This is a genomic window from Legionella steigerwaltii (genome assembly GCF_001468065.1).
GTDB lineage: Bacteria > Pseudomonadota > Gammaproteobacteria > Legionellales > Legionellaceae > Legionella > Legionella steigerwaltii.
In genome coordinates this window covers 52,620-72,877 of sequence record NZ_LNYZ01000009.1, presented here as the reverse complement: position 1 = coordinate 72,877, position 20,258 = coordinate 52,620, and the positions used below count along the sequence as shown (strand labels likewise).

The window sequence follows — 20,258 nt, the reverse complement described above, 5'->3', positions numbered from 1 at the left end:
AGGTCGGGGCTTGCCTGACAATTCCGCCATTAAGAAGTTTATGACCAACCAGAATTGCATCACAAAACATCCCTCACACCGTTCGATTGATTTGGGTTAATACTATTTTAAGGAAGATCATTTACAATAAGACTCCATATGACCAATATGCTGCAAAAAGAGCATAAATTATGGATTGCATCCTTGGCGCAACAAGGTTGCTCATTCAATTATAAGGTAAGAAACAATGAAAAAATTTGTCTTTATTTTAATTCATTTTGTGGTTTTTAATGCAAAAATTTTTGCTACACCGGTTATCTATACCACCCAAACTTTCTATAAAATAACGGGAACAACCGAACAAGAGTTGCGCAACCAGCTTAATCAGTTAGGGCCTTTTTCTACAGATCAACGATACGATGCAAAAACATCTTGGTATATCAATTGGGACTATAAATGGCATTATGATAATCCTTCGAAAAACCCTTGTTACCTTACAGAAGTAAAGGTAACGGCTGACATTGTTACGATTTTACCTGAATGGGAAAACAAGGAGTACGGAAGTGCTGAGTCCCAATTAAAGTGGGAAAATTACCTTGTTAATTTGAGTAAACATGAAGAGGGACACGAAAATAATGGCAAAGAAGTGGCAGCTGAGATAGATGACGCCTTATTAAGGATCGCGCCTATGCCCTCCTGCGAGATGTTGCAATCGACCATTGAAAATACAGCGCAAAGTATCCTGAAGAAACACAACCGCTGGGATATAAATTATGACGCTACAACACAACATGGTAGAACACAGGGTGCTTTCTTTCCCTAAGCAAGAGTAGGTCGGCCTTGGGCCGACAATTCCTAGATTAAAAAAGATATAGAAACTACTGATAATCACAATAAACACGATTCAAAGCAGCATCAGCTAAATCAATTGCCATCTGAAAAGTGTCTCCTTCGGTGATAACCGCACACAACAAATTGTCATATCCTTGCGGTGGAACCTTAACAAACTCATTGACCTGTCGCAAAAGTTTAAAATCCTTTACCCCAGGTTGATTGCTCATTTCTTCAATATGTTTCCAATCCATAATGGTGCCATTCTCGGTAGCAAATAAATTGCGCTCGCATGCGAATTTATTTTTAGTTGCTTTTAACTCAATGGGTTCGCCTAGTGCGGTTAATATGCTTGCTTGTGCTAAATCAATTCCGGAGGCTATGGGAACTAGATGACTTGAAACAAAGCCCCCTGCCATTCGTGAGTTCACTTCAACGATTTTTGGCCCTTCCGTGGTCAACATGACTTCCACATGAAAAGCACAATTGTTGATGCCAACTGCATGAATCGCCTTTTCAACAACGCAATAAATTGAAGAACAAATATCTGAATCCAGATCACAAGGAAAACAATGCATCCATTCGGTGAAGCCAGGTTTTTCTACAAATTTTTTGGTAATCCCTGCAAAATGTATTTGAGTCTGATTAATAATCCCTTCAACGCTAACCTCTTGCCCCTCCATAAATTCCTCAGCAATATATTCATCGGAATACAACCAATAGGATACACGTTCACAGGTACTCATCAGTGCAAATGCCTCTTCGAGTTCAGCTTGGTTGTTTAATTTAAAAACCGCGACACTTGTTGAAGCAGCCACTGGTTTGAAGATTAATGGAAATCCAAGGGTATTTGCTGCATTTTGCAAATCTTGGAATGTTTTTACAAATTGAAATTTTGGATGGGGGACTCCATACCACTTCAATGCTTCCCGCATTTTGTATTTATGTTTTACAGTGGTTGCTGCTGCAAGTGAACTGCCTGGCAATTTAAATTCTTCAGCGATTGCGGCGACCAACTCAACGCTTTTATCCAGTATGGTAATTACACCGTCAAAAGGTGTTTTTTTATACTCTTCTTTTAAAATAGTAATAGTCTCAGCAAAATTGGTAGTATCAGCCTGAATAAATTTATCAACTGTTTCTTTAGCCCAATCAGGTAAATTAGGTGCTACCAAAAAAACCTTAGCTCCAAGCTTCTTTGCAGCTTCTATTTTTACTAAATTATGTTCATCAGAAACATTTACAAATAAAATCGATTTACACATATATTTTACTCCATATTATTAAATGCTCTTCCTAAAGGTTGCTCATAAGGTCTGGGTTTTCTGCACTCACCTAAATAAACAAAAAAATATGAAATCAATGACAACATTCCAATGATGATAAATAAGATTTGTCCCCCAAAAGATTCAAGAATCACGCCACCCAAAATAGGACCTAAACCTAAACCCAATTCTCTAAAAGCTAATGCCCCAAAATAAGAGCCTTTTAAGTGCAAAGGAGCTATGTCATCAACAAACAAAAATGCGAAAGGAAATATGAACAACTCACCCACAGTGATAATTAAAATGGAATAGTAAAAGTAGCTTTCTTTATTGCCACAGCAAGAAAAACCCACACAACCCAGGAAAAATAAAAAGCATCCATAAAAAATGGCTTGATGCTTTGGCATTCCTTTACACAATAGAAAAATAGGGGCTTGTCCAATCAGCACAAAAAATGCATTTAATGCAATCGTTAAGGAGTAAACACGTGGCCCATCATTGATTTGCAGGGATATATATTGGGCTAATGTAGAATCGATTTGTGAATAGCATAATGCAAATACTATATTAAAAAGAATGAAATTTAATAACCTACGATCTAAAGAAATAACGCGCAAAGTAGCAGATAAGGATACATTACTCTGTTTGTTTCTAGAAAATAGTCTTTGTTCCATTAAAAGAACAATATATAAGGAACAACCAAAAATAAAATAAATTGAGCCTGCAATGTAAAACGCGGTCGAAGATAAAGTAACTCCTAAATATACTGCTAATAAAGGTCCTAATACAGCACCAATATTCATTGCCGAATAACGTAAGTGAAAAAATAATTCTCGATCTTTTTCATCAACTAATTCGCTGAGTAATGCAAGCGCTACAGGTTGAAAAAAAGAAGAAAATAAACCAAACATCCCATTTAAAATGCCAATCAATATTAATTGAAGATACCGTGAGTTAATTTGCCAGCTTAAACCTATCAATATGAAGATACACGCTGATGTGAAAATCGAAATATATAATAAAGGAATTCGTCCGTATTTATCCGATAATTGACCACCGATAAAACCACCGAATATTGAACAAAAGGGAGCAATTCCACAAACTAAACCACTTATCCATAACGAAACATGAGTGTTATGATTAAGAAATAAGATTAAAAAAGGAAGGCACATAAATTTTGCTGTATTCACGCAAACAATGCCCGATAGCAAACACCAAATCAGCTTTAAATTAGGGCCAAAAGATCTCATTCTTATACCCCTAATTAAGCCATTCAATTTTTGTCAAAATTGCATTTACATGTATTTCAATCGTATCAAACAATGGAATACTAACGTCCGTTTTTGATATCAATAAAGGTAGTTCCGTACAACCAAGAATGACTCCATCTAAATAATAGCTCGAAGCTAATTTATTAATAATATTTAGAACAATTTCTTTTGATCTAACCGTGACAATACCATGGCATAGTTCCTGATAAATGATCTGATGAAGTAACTCCCGATCATAAGCATCGGGAATTACAACTTGAAGTCCTTTTTTAAGTAGTTTATTTTTATAAAAATCTTGTTCCATTGTGTAACGAGTGCCAATTAAACCCACTTTTTTGGCGCCCAAATAATGTAAATAATCACCGGTTGCATCAATGATGTTAATTAGCTTTTTATGGATCATTACATCGAGTTGGTTAGCCAACTTATTCGTAGTATTAGAACAAATTGCGATTACATCTGAACCTGCTTTATCAAGTAAAATCACTTTTTCTTGAAGCAATCTTAATTCCATGACTTCATTTTGTTTTTTTTGATGTTCAAGAATTTCTTCAAAATCAAAACTATACAATACTATTTTGGCTGAGTGATTTTTGCCTTTTTCTTTATTGATAATTAAATTAAGTCGCTTGTAGTATTCCATAGTAGAGGCCCAGCTAACACCTCCTAGTAAACCAATGCACTTCATGCCGCACCTCGCAAATCCATTTCTTCATTAAACTGATTGGATTTTTTCTTCCTGTTGAGACTATTTTTATAGGTCAGCAGAATAAAATCAGACATTGAGATATTAATTTCATTGAGCATTTTTGGGAAAAAGCTGGCGTGGCTTAACCCAGGTAATGAATTTACTTCAAGGAAATAAATCTTCCCTTCTGAAACAATAAAATCGAGGCGAAACATATTTTCAAACATCAAATCAAAAAAAATTCGTTTTGAAATATCTGCTATTTGAGTTGTAAATTTATTATAAGATTGAGGAATAATCCGCTCACTAACTCCAAACTTACACAGTTTTTCTCGGCGACCAAAAAATCTATTTCGGGTTCGCACAAGAATTAGAGGTAGTACTTCGATGTTACTCAGAATTTCTATACAGCCACAAGAATACTCTTCACCTGGAATATACTTTTGCACCAGTGCAATATCATCAATCTTTAAAATACTGATGATTAAGTTTGAAGCGCTATTAATTGATTTCTCATTAAGCACCATACGCTCAGTGAACATGCTTGTGCCAAGTGAATTTGGTTTAATCACTATTTCTTGGTTATAAAAAGGCAATAACTTTTCCTTTATACTCGATATATCCGTATCTCTAATAGACACCATCGGTATTGGTTCTAATTGGGGATACATTGATTCAATGTATTTTGAGCAGTGAAATTTACTTTTAGTTAGGCTAGAGGAAAGCACTGAGCCAAAGGAATTTTTTATATCTAATATTTTTCCTAAACCTTGAATATGTCCGTCCTCGCCAAATTGTCCATAGAGTAAAGAAAATATATATTCGTTATTTTTTTTAATTTGCTGGAGAGCCTCGATAATTGATAATGGGGCTCTTTTGCACGTCATGTAGTAGTCTGGATCTTTGTCAATATTAAATGGTTTTCTAATCACAAATCCTTCTTCAGTTACATAGTAAACATATTGATATAGACTGGTATCTTTTGTTTGATGCTGCAACTCAGAATAAATGCTGTGAAAAGTCCTCAAAGAAAGATCTCGCTCAACAGAAACACCGCCAAAGATAAGACTAATTTTGGGATTTACAGTATTGTCCATAATAATTCTCCAATTGATGCAAATAGTTATCTTGAAGATAACGATTTAGTTTTAATATTTTGTTATTTGATTTTTTTGATCACATTAATTTACAAACAATGTATTAGGTAGTTCCTGGTCTGAACGCCCATGGATGGTGTTATCTTCATTCATAAAAATAACTTTGGGGATATGATTTGATACCTGATGTTCATTAAGGTTGCAGTAACAAATGATTATAATTTTATCACCTTCGTGAACAAGTCTTGCAGCAGCCCCATTCACACAAATCTCACCACTTCCTTTGCGTCCTTTGATTACATAAGTTTCAAATCGAGAACCATTATTTATATCCACAATTTGAACTTTTTCATTTTCTTGTATTCCACTTTCTAATAATAAATTTTCATCAATAGTTATACTTCCTATATAATTCAGATTCGCCTGAGTTATTGTGGCCCGATGAATTTTCGCTTTTAACATTGTGACTAACATGATTGCTCCTTTTTTTGTATTTTCAAATTACTAATGTCGTTCAGTTATCTCGTGCAGGCATTCAACCATACTTGACTTTTCAACCAAACCACTTTAAAAAGCGCTGTTATTAATTGTTAATAAAACCCCTTTTTAAAAAGGGTTTTTTTAAAGGATTTAAGTGCATGTTTACGACAATTGATGAAAAGAATGGAGTAGTCAAAACACAGTGGGATGAAGTAAGAAGTAAATTTCAAAAAGTTGATCCTCATCTTTCCAAATTAATAGATGCTGTATCCCCAAATCAAAAAATGCCAATTTATTTAATTTACTTCCCTTATGGGATGCTAAAAGGTGATACTAAAAATTCGTATTTGCCTCTATGTGATGGAGGTCACGTCAAATTATCTGATTCAAATATTAATAAAGAAATATCTAAGGATCTTAGTTATGGAATGAACTCATCCCCGCTCGGAATAATTCTTGACAAGCACATTGAATACTTTAGTGAATTGGATGATCAATTGTTTCCATTCCAAATTTGCGGACCAGGCACAATTTTCAATAAAGGTATACTTTTAAAAAATCAAAGCGGAAGAAGTTATAGCCCCAATGGGATTCTTAAGGCAACATCGGGTGCAAGAACAGCATTTATGCTACCAAGCATCAATAATCATAATGGCATCAATAAACTTTCAAAACTTACCAATAAGGAATTAACCACACCAAGAAGATATGTAGATCACTTTGATCTATTTGTAGCAATCAATCAATATAATAATCAAAAATGGAAATCCTGTCTGGCATATTTCTCTGAAAGTTGGGTGACTCATTTACGTTCTGATCCAGCATGGATTGAGATTAAAAATTATATACTTGAAGGAAAAAATATTAATGATTCTTTTAGCTCTAATAGTGAATATTATGATATTTTCTATTCAAAAGTACAGAAGGATAGAAACCTTAGAATCTCTATGCCATATTTAACGAATACAGCTATTCACTTAATTAAAATTGCATTAGGTAAGCATCCAGGATATATACCTGCCATAACAGAAAATTTGTTACCATTAGAAAACATACAAAAATTTATATCTGATGCATTTCAACTAAGAAAAATTCCGACAGTTATGATTCCACACTCATTAATATATGAAAATGAAAAAGAACCTGTCTATTACTCAATGCAAAATCCAACTACACCCCATTGTCTTATTAAGAAAAACGAACGTGTTACTGCAAACCAAGAGATCGATATAGTTCATAGAATCTTGAGTAAATTTGTTGAAGAAATGTCTAAAAGTGATTCCCTTTTATCAGGGACGGTTTTTTCTGAAATTTCAGATAATATTATATTTAACTATTTTCACAATTATCCTCCAAAAGATAATAGTCTTATTAATAACTCACGCAATCTTGCAGAATTAGATCCAAGATTTACATTTTGCTTCCATGAAAATAACTCCAGTGACTTTAGTTTTGAAGGCCAGTTTTTAAGAGGTTGTATTCAAATCCAGCCAATTAATAATAATGACATTTCGATTTTATGAATCGTGCACCATGAAATAAAAAATAAAATGAAAAAAATATTGTATTCTTAAGCCAAAAGCTCAAAACAATTATATGCGAAAATTAGCTCATCTTATCTTTAGGATTCTTAAAAATAGTATCATAACTAATGAAAAGGTAGATGATTAAGAATCCAAAATATTAAGTGTTGAATTATTTCGAGATAGTTTCCTGCTTAAAGTCTACTTTTCACAGTAATCAGACTTAAGAGAATTTTATCGATGTTGTTCGCCTCCCTCCCCTAATTATAATTAATTTATTTAGAATCATATTGGAGTTTTTTAAAGTTTAAGATAGTTTTTTATATTTCTCCAAAAAAGTATAAAGCTCGACTGCTGATTGATATTCATTAAGTCCACAATTTATTTTAGATTTGTAGTAATTAGCCCCAATGAAAAAAATAGAAGGTGTACATAATAGCCCGTCTATAACCCTATAATTGGAAAAATCGTAATTATCACCTACTGGATTATTTTTAATAAATTCAATTTTACATCTCCACTTTTGGATATCATTCTCAATTCGATCCTTGATGTTCCTAATGTATTCGTAATCTCCTTGATCGTAAATTGAATTAAATATATAGCTTTTTGCAGATATTAGAACCAAAACATCTTTATAAAAAAATGCTGCATCAATATCGGTTATAGGTTTTGATTTAAATTTAATATGTTTCTTCTTAATTATAGATTTAATGTACTCATCGGGCTCGAGTGTACTTGAATTGATGAGGGATTGAAGAGATTGTTCAAATTGAATAGCTCGTAAATTAGCTTCTGAGCCAGTTTGCATTCTATGTTCGAGTAGCTTATTTAGCCTTAAAGTACAGGTATCGAGATCAATACATAGTTGATTTCCCCCTATATCAAAATAGCCTGGAGGAAAAAAAGGGCAACCCGATTTGGATCTATTTTTCATACATGAAAGAACATGCTGGTAATTGAAATTTATTGTTTGGTGGAATATTGTTTCTATAACATCTTTAACTTCTTGATAATTTACTTCAACAAATTTTTTAAAGCTTAGCTTATCAAATAGAACATAACCAATATTGTAAAAGCTTACTAACTTTATATTTTTTAAAATAAGAAAGCTCAGAGCGAGAAGTAAAAAGGTAGCATTTACCATTATAGATTCGAAATCAAAAGCATCATTACCGATTACTCCAAAGTATTCTTGTAGTGATTTATATTCTTGGAAGCCAATGCAATACCTGGGATTTCTTATTTTTACTTTTTCTTTTCCTAGAGGAACAACTAGCAAATCTTGATCTATATTCGCATATAAAAGAAGAACAGTAGGTAGAGCGCAAATAGAATTATTGTAACTTAAAAAATCAGTTGCAGAGATACCAGTTCCGCTTAAAATACTTGCATGGTTACCAAAGGTTCTTTCAATTCTTTTGTCATAGATTGAAATGCTCTGTTTTAAATATTCATCTTCAACTTCTAAAGGATGCCAATCATTTCTTTGTTCTATAAACTTCACACCTTTTGATGAACGACGGATTAATACATCTATATGCGACAAAAATTTTATGTGAATTATAAATCTAATAATATATTTTACTTTTTTGGCAGTCAGAGATAGAACTATTCTTTCAGCCCCTTTTCGAAGTTTTTTTTTTCTTTAGAGAACGATGCAATATAGAGTGCAAGTAAGCTGTCATAACCAGAAGTTGTTTTTAGCCGGCCTGAAAATATTTCGGAAGGGAGTCGTCTTAAATGGTAAAGCCATTCATAATAAGTAAACAAACTTGAAAGGTTTTTACATTTTTCCTCCAATGATGCTCGAAGTAAATGTAAATGATTCTTTACAAGGAGAGGATCATAATTATCTAAAGTAACATCAGGGAATGGACGTTCTTTGAACAAAAATTCATTTACTTCATTAGTTGCTTCCTCAATTAACTTAAGGTCTTCTTTTTTTATAAAATTTATGTAACCAGTATAAAATACAGTATCCAAAATTCCCCCTATTAAAGGTATAAAGCCCTTCTTAAAACTATGGATTTATATATATAATCGGCAGATTTCAATTTTGTTTTAGCTTCTTTTATTTCCATATTACGTCCATTAATTACGCACATGAATTATAGAGTGAGTGATTGGAATATTAGAGAGAACTTAATATCGTTTCACCAGAAAGCAGCCAAGGGGGCCAACTCGATTGATTAAAATAATAATTTCACACATAATTTTAATTACAATCAAAAAGATATAAAAAAACAAGTTTTTACAAATCGAGTCTGGCCTCAGTGATCCTCTCTAAATTAAAAAATATATAATGTATTAACTTAGTAAATTTTCTTAAAATTACACTGTATAGCTTTATCTCGCCTCTTTCAATCATGGTAAAAAAATGGTAAATTCATGGAAAAATAGTGGAAAACTATGGATATAATATATATTTTTAAATTACAAGGTAATAACTAATTGAGTAACCTTATGTCATTATCACAACCAGCATTATTCAGATCTGTACCAAATAAAGACTATTTAAACCTTTTTCATGATGGAATGGTAGACGGACAAAAAGTTGTAGATATTTTAAAGTATAAAAAGGATGATGTTGCCGTAGCAGCAAGCGTGCCGGTTAATTCAATCCGTTATGATCCCAAGAAAATGCCCGCTGATCTTAAAGAACGGTTACAGGAATGGGCAACAGCATTAAATCTAGTTGAAGAGTTTTTTCAGGATCCAGAGAAAACTATTCTTTGGTTTTCAATCCCTAACCCACTTTTGGGAGGAATGGCACCAAGAGATATGATTCGCGTGGGACGTTTTAAAAAATTACTTAGTTTTATTCAAAATGCACTAGATGAAAATAAGAGATAACTTTATATGACACACGGAGGTAAATCTAAAACTAAAAAACCACAAATAAACCATTTGCTTGAATCAGGTTCTATTAAAGGATTGCAGGAAGCAAAGCGACTTACTGAAAAGCATATACGCTATCGCTGGAAAGAATATTCTGAACTTGCGCAGCAGCGACATGAAATTCAAGATAAGATTAAGAAAGCGTTAATTCAAACTTGTGTTCCACAAACAATTGATCACTGGCAAAGAGCTGTAAAATATAAATATGGATTACATCCGTTATCTACAGCAGGTAGTTTAACTGATATTGGCGGTCGATTTAATACAGGCAAAGAGGTGAATACAGAAGTCCCATCATTCTCTGGGTTATATATTGCACAGGATAAAGACACTGCATTGCAAGAACATCTTGGTCAAATTCCAAATGACAAGCTTACTCCTCGTGAGATTGCATTAACGAATCCTGCATCGGAAACAATTGTATCAATAAGCGGGAAACTGGATAAGATCTTTGATTTAACTAAAGAAGAAACGCTTGAACCATTTGTTAAGTTAATTAAAAAATTCAAACTTTCTTTAGAATTGCAAACAATGGCTAAGGAATTAGGATTAAAAGCGGCGAAACTCATCAACACCCAACAAAAGTTAATGGGCTCTCTTTTAGATCCCGATTGGCGGAAGCTACCAAGATTATTTGATATTCCTGCAAATTCTCAAATTTTTGGATATCTGGTTTTTTCAGCCGGAATAGAAGGAATTTTATACCCATCAAAGTTAACTCAATCCCCTTGTCTTGTCCTTTTCCCTAAAAATTTTCCTGATACTGATTCATTTATTCAGTTAGATGATGAAACACCTCATGATAAAGTACCAAACAGAATCGATGGATCAAATTGGAGAATCTGTGATTTAAGCCCTACGGAGTTACTAGCATTATAATTTTACCCTGCCCTTCTCTGTTCTCCAACGGAAAATCAAGCCAAATGAGTTAATAAATTTGGTTAATTTTTCTAAGTTAATTAATTATTCAAATTTTTGAGATAATTTATTAAAGAAAGTTAAATGAAGTACTTAGTCCCACTAATAATTTAAGTTTGGGTGTCACGGCGCAAGTTATGGAGCCTGAGACCTATGTCAAACTAGCGCGCACAAGGTGAAGTGATAAATGAAGAAGATGAAGCAAAGTTATCACTATTAGGGCGGAAACATATTAATTTCTTTGGACACTTTTCATTTATGTTGTCTAAAGTTGTAGCAGAAGGTCGATTGAGACCATTAAATTTTGCTGGAAAGCTAGAGCTTGCTTAATGATTTTTGCTTAAAGTACCTTTTCGTTCCAATGATTGTCACGCCCAAACTATAGTAAAACAGATCTTATGTTTCTAATGGAGCAACGGCAAGATATACAGGGTTGGCAAAATTCTCTGGGTAATAGATAATCACTTTTTTTGAACATCATCGTACAGGGTGAATAATATTATGGATAGAGATAAGCTCAGTGAATTTTTAAGTAGAAGAGACGCTCGGATTACAACCATTGAAATTGCAAATACATTGTATCAAACCCTAGGAAAGGAACATCTTGACGAATTACCACTTCAATCAATGCTGGCGCCTTTTCAGGCAGGTTGTGTAATCCAATATTTTGCATTTACGCAAAAAACATTAGTAGACTTTATCTTTATGAATTTCATTACTGTAATTGGCAGTTATAATGCTAAAAATGACTCTTTAAAAGCGTGGACGACAATTTCATTTACTGATGAAAGTGAAAAAAATAGTGTTATGACACGATTGAAAGAGATAAGAGCAAGGTATGCTGATCCAAGGAATAATTTTATATGCCACATAAATGATGAAATGCAACATTGTTCTGTCAGTGTACTAACAGAACAAATTAGCAATGATCTGGCTTCATTGAGACATATTTTTAATATTATTCGTCGAAGCAATAACATTCCTATTGTTGTTTCTGTTTCCGATCCCACAGACCACTATCCAGTTAATGGTTTAAAAAATATTTTTTCAATTCTTTCAGCAAAATCAAACATAGAAGAACCGAGTCTATTATCTTGCGGTATGACAACTTAGTTCCTTGTTCAATAATATAGTTGGAATTATTTTACAGAAAAGAGAACTAAGTTATCACAACAGCCCCGACTGTGTAAGGAAATATTGTATATAAATCACGAATCAAACTTTGATTCCTAAAATTAATTTTAATTGATTGAAATTACGATCCAAATGTCTACTAATTTATAAATTAATAGACATAGGACATTGTGGCCGTGCAGTGTCTATAAAATCCCTTTTAACAATTTCGTGAACACCAATGTCTATCAATCGATTTAATGAACATAAACATGGTTTTTTGGGACACGATTTGGGTTCACTCAATATGAATATACGGTGATTAAAATTGCTTAATTTCTATATTATTACTGTCAAAGCCATTACTAGCTAGTAATGCTTCTAAATTAATTGTACTTCTTACTTTATTGTGTGCTGGCCCTAATGTGATACTGCGTAATGCAATTGTAATAAATTCACTTTCATCAAAATACCAGCCATTAGAGTTGTATGAGCACCAGGCATATTTTCCCTGCAATAAAATACTTCTGATTTCTTCCTCAATACTAAAATGCTTGTGTTTGGTATTAAGGGTATTCATTATAACCGCTAAAGACAAAGATTTAACGAGCTCTAATTTGAACTCCTCTTGATGGCTAGAAGATTTAAAAGGTTGACTATTTATAATTGTTAGTGCTCTTTTAGCTAGTTTTGATATTTTTTTCTTAAAAACTTCTTCACCATATATAACATGCGTTAAAATAGGTATGTTTGGTATTTTCATGTTTGTTTCGTTCTGGAATGGCAAATTTTGGCTAAAGCCTAGAGAAACACCGAGCCCGTTGTCACCATATAAACGCCATAAATTTAAGTCATCAACTTTCTTACTAAAGCAAGTTACATATATCTCTATACCTTCAAAATATCTTTCAATCATTTGTTTTAGGAAGTCATTAGAACTATCAAATCCCACTTTATCTAAGATATCTGATAGATATTGAAGTGAGTACTTTATTTCTAAAGAATCATTAAGCTCATTGCTTTTTGTGTGAAGTAACGACTTAGAGCTAAGAATTTTTTTTAAATTATCGAATGATGTAAAATGAAACATCTCCCTATGAGATTGTGGTTCGAAATTTTCATATGATTTGAAGCACTTCTCTTTGTATTGACTAACAAGTTCTTCTGCTTCCATTATATTGTCTTTTATCCATAAGTAATTTTATTTTAGAACACTATTTTAAATTTTGTGTATATGAATCATGTTAATATGGTGGGATTGTGAGACAGACTCCATATAATAGATCTGGGGGCAGGCCTTGAATCTTGAATCACCTCCTCAAACTCAATAAACAATATTCAAATTCAAAGTTCAAGACCTGACCCCAGATGCCGAAATGTAAGTTTGGATTCAATCCTTCGACTTTCATCCTATCGGTTTTTCCCCTACATGATGCAACGAATAGAAAAGCATATTCCCCCAACTACCCAAAAGGCTCCTATTTTGTGATGTTGGGGCCTTCCTTACCCTTATTCAATAGTTTTGGGTAATACACAATATTTTTGGCGAAGTGTACTTAATGGTATTTCGGCAACTTCCCATAAAGACCAGTCATGCGCAAATAGATTAACTTGCATTTGCGAACCTCGATACCAGGCCTCCCAAAACGCTTCCGGATTCATTTTGCATCGTGATGCCCCTGCAAGATTATTAATTTTAATACCCAAATAAAAAGAATAAAATACAGGGATGATATGTCCTTCCATCGCGTTCTTTTCAAGCATGGTTGATGTAAAGGTAGAAACTAATAATTCGCCGAAAGGAGTAGTATCATATCCGCTTAAAACATGTAGTGAATCATGAGGCATAATAAAGGCATAATTTGCACCCTCTTCTTCTCCTGGAAAGAAGTAGTTATTGTCTTTAAATTGCTTCCAAATCCTATAACCAAAAGAATCCTTCGGTAATTTCTGTAAACGCTCATACTTGGCTACTAAACCAGGATCATGGTGCTCACGATAGGGAAAGAGCCATTTGTCAATATCCTCCTCTCTTTGTAAATTAGGAAATAAATCGAAGCTTTCAAGATTTTTAAGGGTTATGTCTCTGATTAACCAATTGATATCATTATCTAAAGTTTTTTGTAATTGCAGTAAATAATGGGGATAAATACCGACCGCTTTGGCATATTGGAACAAGGTTTTAATTTTTTCATGATCAATTTCCCCATCCATTAATGACGCAATAGTAAGAAAACGCAATGCATATTCAGCAATCTCTTCTGAAGAAAAATAATTGGGAAATTTTTCAGGATTAACTGAAGGGAGCCTATTTAAAGCTAATTCATCCTTGTGGGAAAAAACATATTTATATAGTGCTTTAATTGATCTGGCTTGTATGTCCGTTAGGGATTGCTTTCCTTGTGCTGTTGCAACATCCCGCATAGCGGCAAGAATTGTATCTATTTGGTCTAGAAATAATTTCACGTTAGAACTTATGAGTCAATATAATTTTAATAATAGAAAAAAAAGACAACTCTGTCCAAAATCGCCAAAAGTTGTACCTAGAGGGTCAGGCCTTGAATTGTGAATTATCAATTAACAGTTGCTGAATCTATTGACGATCAGGATAAATGAATTAAAACATTGCAAGGAAAAAATAATCAAAATTCAAGGCCTGCCCCTCTAGGTGCTTGGCAAATTAAGAGATTTCTTACATGATTATGCGCTATTTTGAGTATAACTCATTAAAATTATTCGCTATGCTTAAATCAGTACGAGGAAGGACAGCGGATGTCTTAATAAGGATTATTTGAACGCATCAAGGACGATGCACTACCACAAGGATGTGGTCTGCCTCCTCGGAAGACAATTCACCATTGCCAATTATAAGTAATCAAAATTTATTGCGCTTTTTATCACATCTCAAGCCAACGAACTCCCTGGGTAAAACCCTCTATTAATTCAATTAAACTTTTATCTAGTTAGTAAAATGAAAATTAGTCTCCGTTGAATAGGAGTAAAATGACTTTATCTCTTCCGCTCGTTCACTGGAGGGTAAATCCCCTATCTCAACATGCAATACCTCAGCTATTTCTGATAAATCAACACTAGAAGGCTCTTCAATATGATAAATGACATCAAGCACTTTTTTAGGTAACTCAATATAAGCGAAATGATTTCTAAATAATCCATCGAAAGTAGGCACAAAAAATCTCACGGTATCAGAATTTATTTGCTCTGTTTTGGGGCAAAATTTTTTTAAACAGTTGACGCAGAACCTTAATGATATATCGAACTGAGAGCTTGCACTAATTTTATCAAACATGATAATCCTCTTTAATTTTTGACATATAACTGTTGGAACAGCATTACATTACAAAAACCAAATGTCAATGAGAATGATTATCAATTGCATTTAATGGGTTTTACATATCAACATCAGATAAATCTCCTTTAATCAATCTCACTTGCCCATGTATTTTAAGTAATTGGTGTTCTTTGAATTGAAAATAGGCAATCACTTCAGCTTCAATTGCTAAATCATTCAGATTGATTCCTTTAGGATAATATAGGGCAAATACTTCATTGCCTGCTTCAACAATGTGTTTGTATTCAATGTCGTATATTCTCATGTTCTGCTTTTGCTCTATGACATGAGCAATATAGTCATCATAGTTCATTAGTACCCCATTAATGCATTGCTCATATCCAGGATGAAAATAGTGTTTTACTGTTGAAGTAACATCTAAATTGGGATCGTAAACAGACTCCCAAATACGTTTCAATAGAGCAGTATAAGACATATCGGATCCCCTTTATTTAATAATGAGTTGTTACGCTTTAGACTTCAACTTTATAGCCTACATCAACATCACATCCTGCATGGCCGCCGAGAATGCCCCAGTTTTCTCGGCTGCTCTCTCTTAAAAGGATTTTTATATGATCTTGAGGTATACCGCATTGCTCTAAGTGTTCTGTTATACGGCGGTAGAGATGGCGTTTGGTTTCAATCGTTCGACCAGCAAAGCAATCGATGGTAATCAGTGTATAGAGTTCAGGATGGCTGTAAGTTTCTGATTTATTTTTTGTAGGGGGTATGGAAAATCGATGTGGTTCATGGGCAAAAAGGCGAATATTGATTGCATCATCAGAAAGTTGAAATGCTTCTTTCAAGGCAGAATAAACGGCGCTCATCAGCGCTATTTCTTTTTCTTTGGTCAATACATTGATTACCTCTATCGAGACCATTGGCATTAAATGCTCCTATTCACATTGAGTGTTAAAACTTAAAATTATTACTAATAACGTTAATTGATTTATCTTACTATTGGATAAATTCTAAGGAAATGCTGGTGGTGAGCAACTAGACTGTGGCTTAAATTTTTAAATTAAATCTATTGTTTCGTTCGATATTTTTTTGAGATTTCTCTCTAGGGCACGTTGTCTGCCATACCCACAGGAGCATATTCAATCACTTACGAAACAACCGTGTTAAACCTCTTAATAGCAATGATACCGCTATGCCGCTTGCCGCAATGATGGGAGCGTAAGTCAATGGATCACGTATGGCCTTAAAATTAGTCTTCCCATCTTTTATTTCAATATATCCAACAGGCTTTGCAAAAAAACCGCCGCCTCCGCCCTCACTATCATCATCTCTGCCACCACCAAGTCCATAAGCGACCTTAGCAACAAGTATCACAATGACGCCATCTTTTTCTATTGGGTCGGAATAAATAATTTTATCATTAAATGTGCTGGTTATTGTGTTTGCAATTTGATCTACAGCCGTTAAATTATCTTTATTTGGCATATAAGAACCTTAGCAAATTGAAGTTTATTTTATTATAGTTGTGTTTCTCAGACATCTCGTCGAATATATTAATTTATTTTATCTTGTTATCAGTAAAATTCATTAATCATATGATTTATCTACAATTAATTTTTTATAAATTATAAATAAACAAGATAATCCTTAATAGCAAATAAGCCCTTATTGGGCATTTAATTATTAATCAGAGTGCTTTTTAGATTAATAGGGTCGGGCTCCTTGCTTCGAACTGATAATATAATAACTTTAATGGAAACAGGATGATGAAAGATATACAAGAAGAACTTAAAGACTTACTCAACCATTTAGGTTTCATTCCAGAAGATTTTAAAATAAATGATACTAATTTAATACAATGGGGCACCCTATCTGTTACACCACTAAAAGATGTAACTACGATCACAAGGCTGGCAACACAGAAAAGTAAAACCTATAAATCAGACTATTCATCGGCTTGGTTAGTTGATTTTGAAAATGATTTAAAAAGTGGCTTTTTCAACTAATCAAAGACTCATAGCTGTTTATAATGAGTGATATAATTAAAGTAACCTGTCATAACGACCATTATCATAGGAGTTTGTGGTGAGTAAGGCTTTTACTAAAGAAGATGATGAGTATGTTGAACCAGAGCGTCCGGACTCAAAGTTACCAAGCATCAAAAATTATATGACCCCAACTGGTTTTGCCATGTTGCAAACTGAATTACGTCATTTAGTCAGTAATGAAAGGCCTGAAATTGTGAAAGTAGTCAGTTGGGCAGCGAGTAATGGTGATCGCTCGGAAAATGGGGACTACATTTATGGAAAAAAACGTTTACGTGAAATTGACCGACGCATTCGCTATCTGACAAAACGTTTAGAAAGCGCGCAAATAGTCGATCCGAAACTGCAAGTGGGTCTGACTCAAGTATTTTTTGGCGCCACGGTCCAATACATCAATGAAAAAGGCGAATCCCATTCTGTCAAAATTGTAGGTCTGGATGAAGCAGACATTAATGCAGGAAAAATAAGCTGGATCTCCCCCTTGGCGAAAACATTATTGAAAGCTCGCGTTGGAGACAGTAGGACCTTACGAGTTGGTGATGGGGAATCTAATTTAACGGTGACACATATTTCTTACGTCGTATAATTTTATATTTAGCCCTACTTCGCGACAACCCGACCCGCAGAATCGAAAATCTGTTTATTGAATTTATAGTTGAGATAAACTAAGATGAATGCGCACAATTTGATCACAAACAAAAACAAAGGTTGTAAAAATGAAAAAAATTTTGTGTCTTACCACCCTTTCAATTTTAATTAGCAGCTGTGCTTCTATTCCTGCTGATCCGCAAGCAGCGCGTATTATTGCTTCACCCAATCCAGTGCCCAAAGGATGCAAATACCTAGGCCAAGTTGTTGGAAATCAAGGTAACTTCTTTACCGGAGGCTTTACTTCTAACCGTAACCTAGAAGAAGGGGCAATGAATGATCTTAAGAATAAAGCAGCAAAATTAGGTGCAAACTACATTCAGCTAGTCACCAATCGTGCCGGAGTGACTGGTTCCATGAGTGGCTCTTTTAATAAGCATGGTGGTTTTATGAGTGGTGGCTCTGAACAAACTAACGTTACGAACTTAGGAAATGCATATTCCTGCCCACCAAAATCAATAGGATTAGAATAACTCCTCATACTAGGTGCCGCTAATAATTCACGGCACCTGGTGTCAATTAGAGTAGGTGGGGCATTCTGACCCACCCTGCTATTAATTGCTTTTATCAGATTGCCCCTCGCCTTGCTGAATGCCTTTCTCTAAATTATCCTTCTCAACTTGAGCAGCTTTATCAAGTTTTTGTTTTGTTTGATCGAGGATATTATTGGTTTGAGGCTTATTAGGTACACTCGAAGTATCATCACTGAAAGCGGAATTGAATATTGAAATTAAAACTAGTAAACATGCTAGTGGCAAACGTTTCATTGCCCTACTCCAAAATTAAAAACCTATTGAAAGTATAGAATTTGAACCTGGGTTTGCAACAAACGATAATGGAAACACAACCACCCTTTTCAACAGGCCGTTTCTATTCACCAGGCAAGTCTCTATAATGCCTATTTTTTTCATGGATTGATGATCATGATCGAGAATTATGAATTAACACCATACGACAAAAGTAAAATAAAAGAGATAGATGATCAGGATATCGGTTGCTTATTCAATAATTCAAAGGTGCGTGAAACACTGTTACAAAAACGTTTGTTGGGACCTTTTACTAGCACCTAAGAAAAATAGTTCGCCTAAATTAATTGAGAAACAATGGGCACACAATTTTAGTCACTGATAACGGACATGAGGTACTTACCTTAAGATCAGATGAATATTGATGATACCTATCATATTGATTACTCACGTTTAGGAAATCCTTAAATTTAATCCATTAACTCATTCAATTTTTATTATTTTAAGATTTAGCGCACCTTGTCGGGCCAAAATCTGACCTGCGCTTGCTATAATTAACCTATAAAATATGCACTATTAGGTGACAAAATGAGTAGAGCTAGGGTAGAACCAAGGGCACCTCATACGCTTATGAGAGCAATTGAAACAAATGAAAGTTTTGTTACATTTAATCCAAGTCTGGCTGTATCTGACTTAGAAAAAGGTGGTGGTAAAAATTATTCGCTGCTGGTGGAGGGGGTTCCTATGAATCCTTTTTCGCAACGAAATGTAGGGTTTTTATTTGATGGAACGCGCTCTCGACCTGTCAAAATATTCAATAAAGATGCGCAAACACTTCAAGGAGCTTTGGAGGGTCTTTCATTAATAGACCCTGACGGCAAACCTGTGATTACTCTGTCACAAGATAAATTTTTAAAAGAATTTAGTACATTAGATGAGCTGGAAGCTTGGTTATTAAAAGCAAAAGATGATCCAGACTATCCCAGGATGAATAATGATATTGTCGCCTCTGATATTGGCTCGGGTGATGTTGTAGGTATTTTTTATTCTAATACCGTTGCGGTGTCCAATGAAGAATTTTTTAGTGATACACCCGTGACAAAATCTGAGCCTGAAGATTTTCTACTTAAAGCGTTGCAACTTCAAAAGGAAGTAGCGAAGCAATATGGAAAAATGGTTCCAGTTTATGAGTGGGACTGTGAGTCCGGTTTATTAATTAATAGAACTCCCACAATTAAACTCCCTACCTCAGGAGCTGGAGCAGGGATTACTGCACCACGTATTTCTTCCGAGCCTTCAGTTACATCGTCACATTCTCTTAAAAAAGCATTGACAGAGATGAAGGAGGAGAGAAAAGATAAAGACGATAGAATTGAACCTGAAGTAATCACCCCCCCCTCCTCCTCCTGAACCTTAATGTGCGGGTCTATTGTTTTCTGCTAT

General features: G+C 34.2%; 23 protein-coding genes. 9 read left to right on the top strand and 14 right to left on the bottom strand.

Going from position 1 to position 20,258, the window contains the following annotated elements:
• The first annotated feature begins 226 nt into the window (after positions 1 to 226).
• Entirely contained in the window at positions 227 to 802 is a 576-nt protein-coding gene (locus Lstg_RS06520; protein ID WP_058476862.1) for a DUF922 domain-containing Zn-dependent protease, read from the top strand.
• A 55-nt stretch (positions 803 to 857) separates the two neighbouring features.
• On the opposite strand, the gene Lstg_RS06515 is transcribed toward Lstg_RS06520, so the two are convergent.
• The 5 genes from Lstg_RS06515 to panD all read right to left on the bottom strand — a co-directional run bounded on the left by Lstg_RS06515 (position 858) and on the right by panD (position 5,605).
• Complete coding sequence (locus Lstg_RS06515) at positions 858 to 2,075, bottom strand: ATP-grasp domain-containing protein (protein WP_058476861.1); 1,218 nt, start codon at positions 2,073 to 2,075, stop codon at positions 858 to 860.
• 5 nt (positions 2,076 to 2,080) lie between these two features.
• The gene (locus Lstg_RS06510) at positions 2,081 to 3,325 is read right to left on the bottom strand and encodes an MFS transporter (RefSeq protein ID WP_058476860.1); all 1,245 of its coding nucleotides are present in this window, start codon (positions 3,323 to 3,325) and stop codon (positions 2,081 to 2,083) included.
• 10 nt (positions 3,326 to 3,335) lie between these two features.
• Positions 3,336 to 4,034 carry an aspartate/glutamate racemase family protein gene (locus Lstg_RS06505; RefSeq protein ID WP_058476859.1) on the bottom strand — a complete coding sequence of 233 codons (699 nt, stop codon included), beginning with the start codon at positions 4,032 to 4,034 and terminating at the stop codon, positions 3,336 to 3,338.
• Complete coding sequence (locus Lstg_RS06500; RefSeq protein ID WP_058476858.1) at positions 4,031 to 5,131, bottom strand: ATP-grasp domain-containing protein; 1,101 nt, start codon at positions 5,129 to 5,131, stop codon at positions 4,031 to 4,033. The genes Lstg_RS06505 and Lstg_RS06500 overlap by 4 nt, the downstream gene beginning before the upstream one ends.
• 84 nt (positions 5,132 to 5,215) lie before the next feature.
• A complete protein-coding gene (gene panD, locus Lstg_RS06495; protein WP_058476857.1) occupies positions 5,216 to 5,605 on the bottom strand; it encodes an aspartate 1-decarboxylase in 390 nt (129 codons plus the stop codon).
• Between the two features lie 164 nt (positions 5,606 to 5,769).
• Here panD and Lstg_RS06490 point away from each other — a divergent pair, with 164 nt between their 5' ends.
• Complete coding sequence (locus tag Lstg_RS06490; RefSeq protein WP_058476856.1) at positions 5,770 to 7,134, top strand: hypothetical protein; 1,365 nt, start codon at positions 5,770 to 5,772, stop codon at positions 7,132 to 7,134.
• Positions 7,135 to 7,441: 307 nt separating this feature from the next.
• On the opposite strand, the gene Lstg_RS06485 is transcribed toward Lstg_RS06490, so the two are convergent.
• Positions 7,442 to 8,683, bottom strand: coding sequence for a hypothetical protein (locus tag Lstg_RS06485; RefSeq protein ID WP_133129200.1), 1,242 nt, complete (start codon positions 8,681 to 8,683; stop codon positions 7,442 to 7,444).
• Positions 8,684 to 8,745: 62 nt separating this feature from the next.
• Complete coding sequence (locus Lstg_RS06480) at positions 8,746 to 9,120, bottom strand: hypothetical protein (protein WP_058476854.1); 375 nt, start codon at positions 9,118 to 9,120, stop codon at positions 8,746 to 8,748.
• 480 nt (positions 9,121 to 9,600) lie between these two features.
• Between Lstg_RS06480 and Lstg_RS06475 the strand changes: the two genes are divergently transcribed.
• The 3 genes from Lstg_RS06475 (at position 9,601) to Lstg_RS06465 (ending at position 12,066) form a co-directional block, all read left to right on the top strand.
• Entirely contained in the window at positions 9,601 to 9,990 is a 390-nt protein-coding gene (locus Lstg_RS06475; protein ID WP_058476853.1) for a hypothetical protein, read from the top strand.
• A gap of 6 nt (positions 9,991 to 9,996) precedes the next feature.
• Complete coding sequence (locus tag Lstg_RS06470; protein WP_058476852.1) at positions 9,997 to 10,914, top strand: RES domain-containing protein; 918 nt, start codon at positions 9,997 to 9,999, stop codon at positions 10,912 to 10,914.
• A gap of 540 nt (positions 10,915 to 11,454) precedes the next feature.
• The gene (locus Lstg_RS06465; protein ID WP_058476851.1) at positions 11,455 to 12,066 is read left to right on the top strand and encodes a hypothetical protein; all 612 of its coding nucleotides are present in this window, start codon (positions 11,455 to 11,457) and stop codon (positions 12,064 to 12,066) included.
• Between the two features lie 322 nt (positions 12,067 to 12,388).
• On the opposite strand, the gene Lstg_RS06460 is transcribed toward Lstg_RS06465, so the two are convergent.
• From Lstg_RS06460 to Lstg_RS06435, 6 genes are all read right to left on the bottom strand, one after another.
• Entirely contained in the window at positions 12,389 to 13,240 is an 852-nt protein-coding gene (locus Lstg_RS06460) for a DUF2971 domain-containing protein (protein ID WP_058476850.1), read from the bottom strand.
• Positions 13,241 to 13,575: 335 nt separating this feature from the next.
• Positions 13,576 to 14,532 (bottom strand): hypothetical protein, encoded by a 957-nt coding sequence (locus Lstg_RS06455; RefSeq protein ID WP_058476849.1) that lies wholly within the window; start codon positions 14,530 to 14,532, stop codon positions 13,576 to 13,578.
• A 493-nt stretch (positions 14,533 to 15,025) separates the two neighbouring features.
• The gene (locus tag Lstg_RS06450) at positions 15,026 to 15,373 is read right to left on the bottom strand and encodes a hypothetical protein (RefSeq protein ID WP_238585385.1); all 348 of its coding nucleotides are present in this window, start codon (positions 15,371 to 15,373) and stop codon (positions 15,026 to 15,028) included.
• A gap of 100 nt (positions 15,374 to 15,473) precedes the next feature.
• A complete protein-coding gene (locus Lstg_RS06445) occupies positions 15,474 to 15,851 on the bottom strand; it encodes a hypothetical protein (protein ID WP_058476847.1) in 378 nt (125 codons plus the stop codon).
• Positions 15,852 to 15,888: 37 nt separating this feature from the next.
• Complete coding sequence (locus Lstg_RS06440; RefSeq protein ID WP_058476846.1) at positions 15,889 to 16,302, bottom strand: tautomerase family protein; 414 nt, start codon at positions 16,300 to 16,302, stop codon at positions 15,889 to 15,891.
• 217 nt (positions 16,303 to 16,519) lie between these two features.
• The gene (locus tag Lstg_RS06435; protein ID WP_058476845.1) at positions 16,520 to 16,861 is read right to left on the bottom strand and encodes a hypothetical protein; all 342 of its coding nucleotides are present in this window, start codon (positions 16,859 to 16,861) and stop codon (positions 16,520 to 16,522) included.
• 278 nt (positions 16,862 to 17,139) lie between these two features.
• Here Lstg_RS06435 and Lstg_RS06430 point away from each other — a divergent pair, with 278 nt between their 5' ends.
• From Lstg_RS06430 to Lstg_RS06420, 3 genes are all read left to right on the top strand, one after another.
• On the top strand, positions 17,140 to 17,382 hold the full coding sequence (locus Lstg_RS06430; RefSeq protein ID WP_058476844.1) for a hypothetical protein: 243 nt from the start codon (positions 17,140 to 17,142) through the stop codon (positions 17,380 to 17,382).
• A gap of 79 nt (positions 17,383 to 17,461) precedes the next feature.
• Positions 17,462 to 18,007, top strand: a complete 546-nt coding sequence (gene greB / locus Lstg_RS06425) for a transcription elongation factor GreB (RefSeq protein ID WP_058476843.1) — start codon at positions 17,462 to 17,464, stop codon at positions 18,005 to 18,007.
• 130 nt (positions 18,008 to 18,137) lie between these two features.
• Positions 18,138 to 18,542: a DUF4156 domain-containing protein gene (locus Lstg_RS06420; protein ID WP_058476842.1), complete on the top strand. Its 405-nt coding sequence runs from the start codon at positions 18,138 to 18,140 to the stop codon at positions 18,540 to 18,542.
• Between the two features lie 81 nt (positions 18,543 to 18,623).
• On the opposite strand, the gene Lstg_RS06415 is transcribed toward Lstg_RS06420, so the two are convergent.
• Positions 18,624 to 18,836: a hypothetical protein gene (locus Lstg_RS06415; protein ID WP_058476841.1), complete on the bottom strand. Its 213-nt coding sequence runs from the start codon at positions 18,834 to 18,836 to the stop codon at positions 18,624 to 18,626.
• 567 nt (positions 18,837 to 19,403) lie between these two features.
• On the opposite strand from Lstg_RS06415, the gene Lstg_RS06410 reads away from it, so the two are divergent.
• Positions 19,404 to 20,225 carry a hypothetical protein gene (locus tag Lstg_RS06410; RefSeq protein WP_058476840.1) on the top strand — a complete coding sequence of 274 codons (822 nt, stop codon included), beginning with the start codon at positions 19,404 to 19,406 and terminating at the stop codon, positions 20,223 to 20,225.
• Positions 20,226 to 20,258 lie beyond the last annotated feature (33 nt).

Coding starts and splice junctions, on each gene's coding strand:
- Lstg_RS06415 (WP_058476841.1), bottom strand. CDS start 18,836: ATGAAACGTTTGCCACTAGCATGTTTACTAGTTTTAATTTCAATATTC.
- Lstg_RS06515 (WP_058476861.1), bottom strand. CDS start 2,075: ATGTGTAAATCGATTTTATTTGTAAATGTTTCTGATGAACATAATTTA.
- Lstg_RS06420 (WP_058476842.1), top strand. CDS start 18,138: ATGAAAAAAATTTTGTGTCTTACCACCCTTTCAATTTTAATTAGCAGC.
- Lstg_RS06460 (WP_058476850.1), bottom strand. CDS start 13,240: ATGGAAGCAGAAGAACTTGTTAGTCAATACAAAGAGAAGTGCTTCAAA.
- Lstg_RS06510 (WP_058476860.1), bottom strand. CDS start 3,325: ATGAGATCTTTTGGCCCTAATTTAAAGCTGATTTGGTGTTTGCTATCG.
- Lstg_RS06465 (WP_058476851.1), top strand. CDS start 11,455: ATGGATAGAGATAAGCTCAGTGAATTTTTAAGTAGAAGAGACGCTCGG.
- Lstg_RS06500 (WP_058476858.1), bottom strand. CDS start 5,131: ATGGACAATACTGTAAATCCCAAAATTAGTCTTATCTTTGGCGGTGTT.
- Lstg_RS06470 (WP_058476852.1), top strand. CDS start 9,997: ATGACACACGGAGGTAAATCTAAAACTAAAAAACCACAAATAAACCAT.
- Lstg_RS06435 (WP_058476845.1), bottom strand. CDS start 16,861: ATGCCAAATAAAGATAATTTAACGGCTGTAGATCAAATTGCAAACACA.
- panD (WP_058476857.1), bottom strand. CDS start 5,605: ATGTTAGTCACAATGTTAAAAGCGAAAATTCATCGGGCCACAATAACT.
- Lstg_RS06410 (WP_058476840.1), top strand. CDS start 19,404: ATGAGTAGAGCTAGGGTAGAACCAAGGGCACCTCATACGCTTATGAGA.
- Lstg_RS06475 (WP_058476853.1), top strand. CDS start 9,601: ATGTCATTATCACAACCAGCATTATTCAGATCTGTACCAAATAAAGAC.
- Lstg_RS06450 (WP_238585385.1), bottom strand. CDS start 15,373: ATGTTTGATAAAATTAGTGCAAGCTCTCAGTTCGATATATCATTAAGG.
- Lstg_RS06440 (WP_058476846.1), bottom strand. CDS start 16,302: ATGCCAATGGTCTCGATAGAGGTAATCAATGTATTGACCAAAGAAAAA.
- Lstg_RS06445 (WP_058476847.1), bottom strand. CDS start 15,851: ATGTCTTATACTGCTCTATTGAAACGTATTTGGGAGTCTGTTTACGAT.
- Lstg_RS06430 (WP_058476844.1), top strand. CDS start 17,140: ATGATGAAAGATATACAAGAAGAACTTAAAGACTTACTCAACCATTTA.
- Lstg_RS06490 (WP_058476856.1), top strand. CDS start 5,770: ATGTTTACGACAATTGATGAAAAGAATGGAGTAGTCAAAACACAGTGG.
- Lstg_RS06520 (WP_058476862.1), top strand. CDS start 227: ATGAAAAAATTTGTCTTTATTTTAATTCATTTTGTGGTTTTTAATGCA.
- Lstg_RS06505 (WP_058476859.1), bottom strand. CDS start 4,034: ATGAAGTGCATTGGTTTACTAGGAGGTGTTAGCTGGGCCTCTACTATG.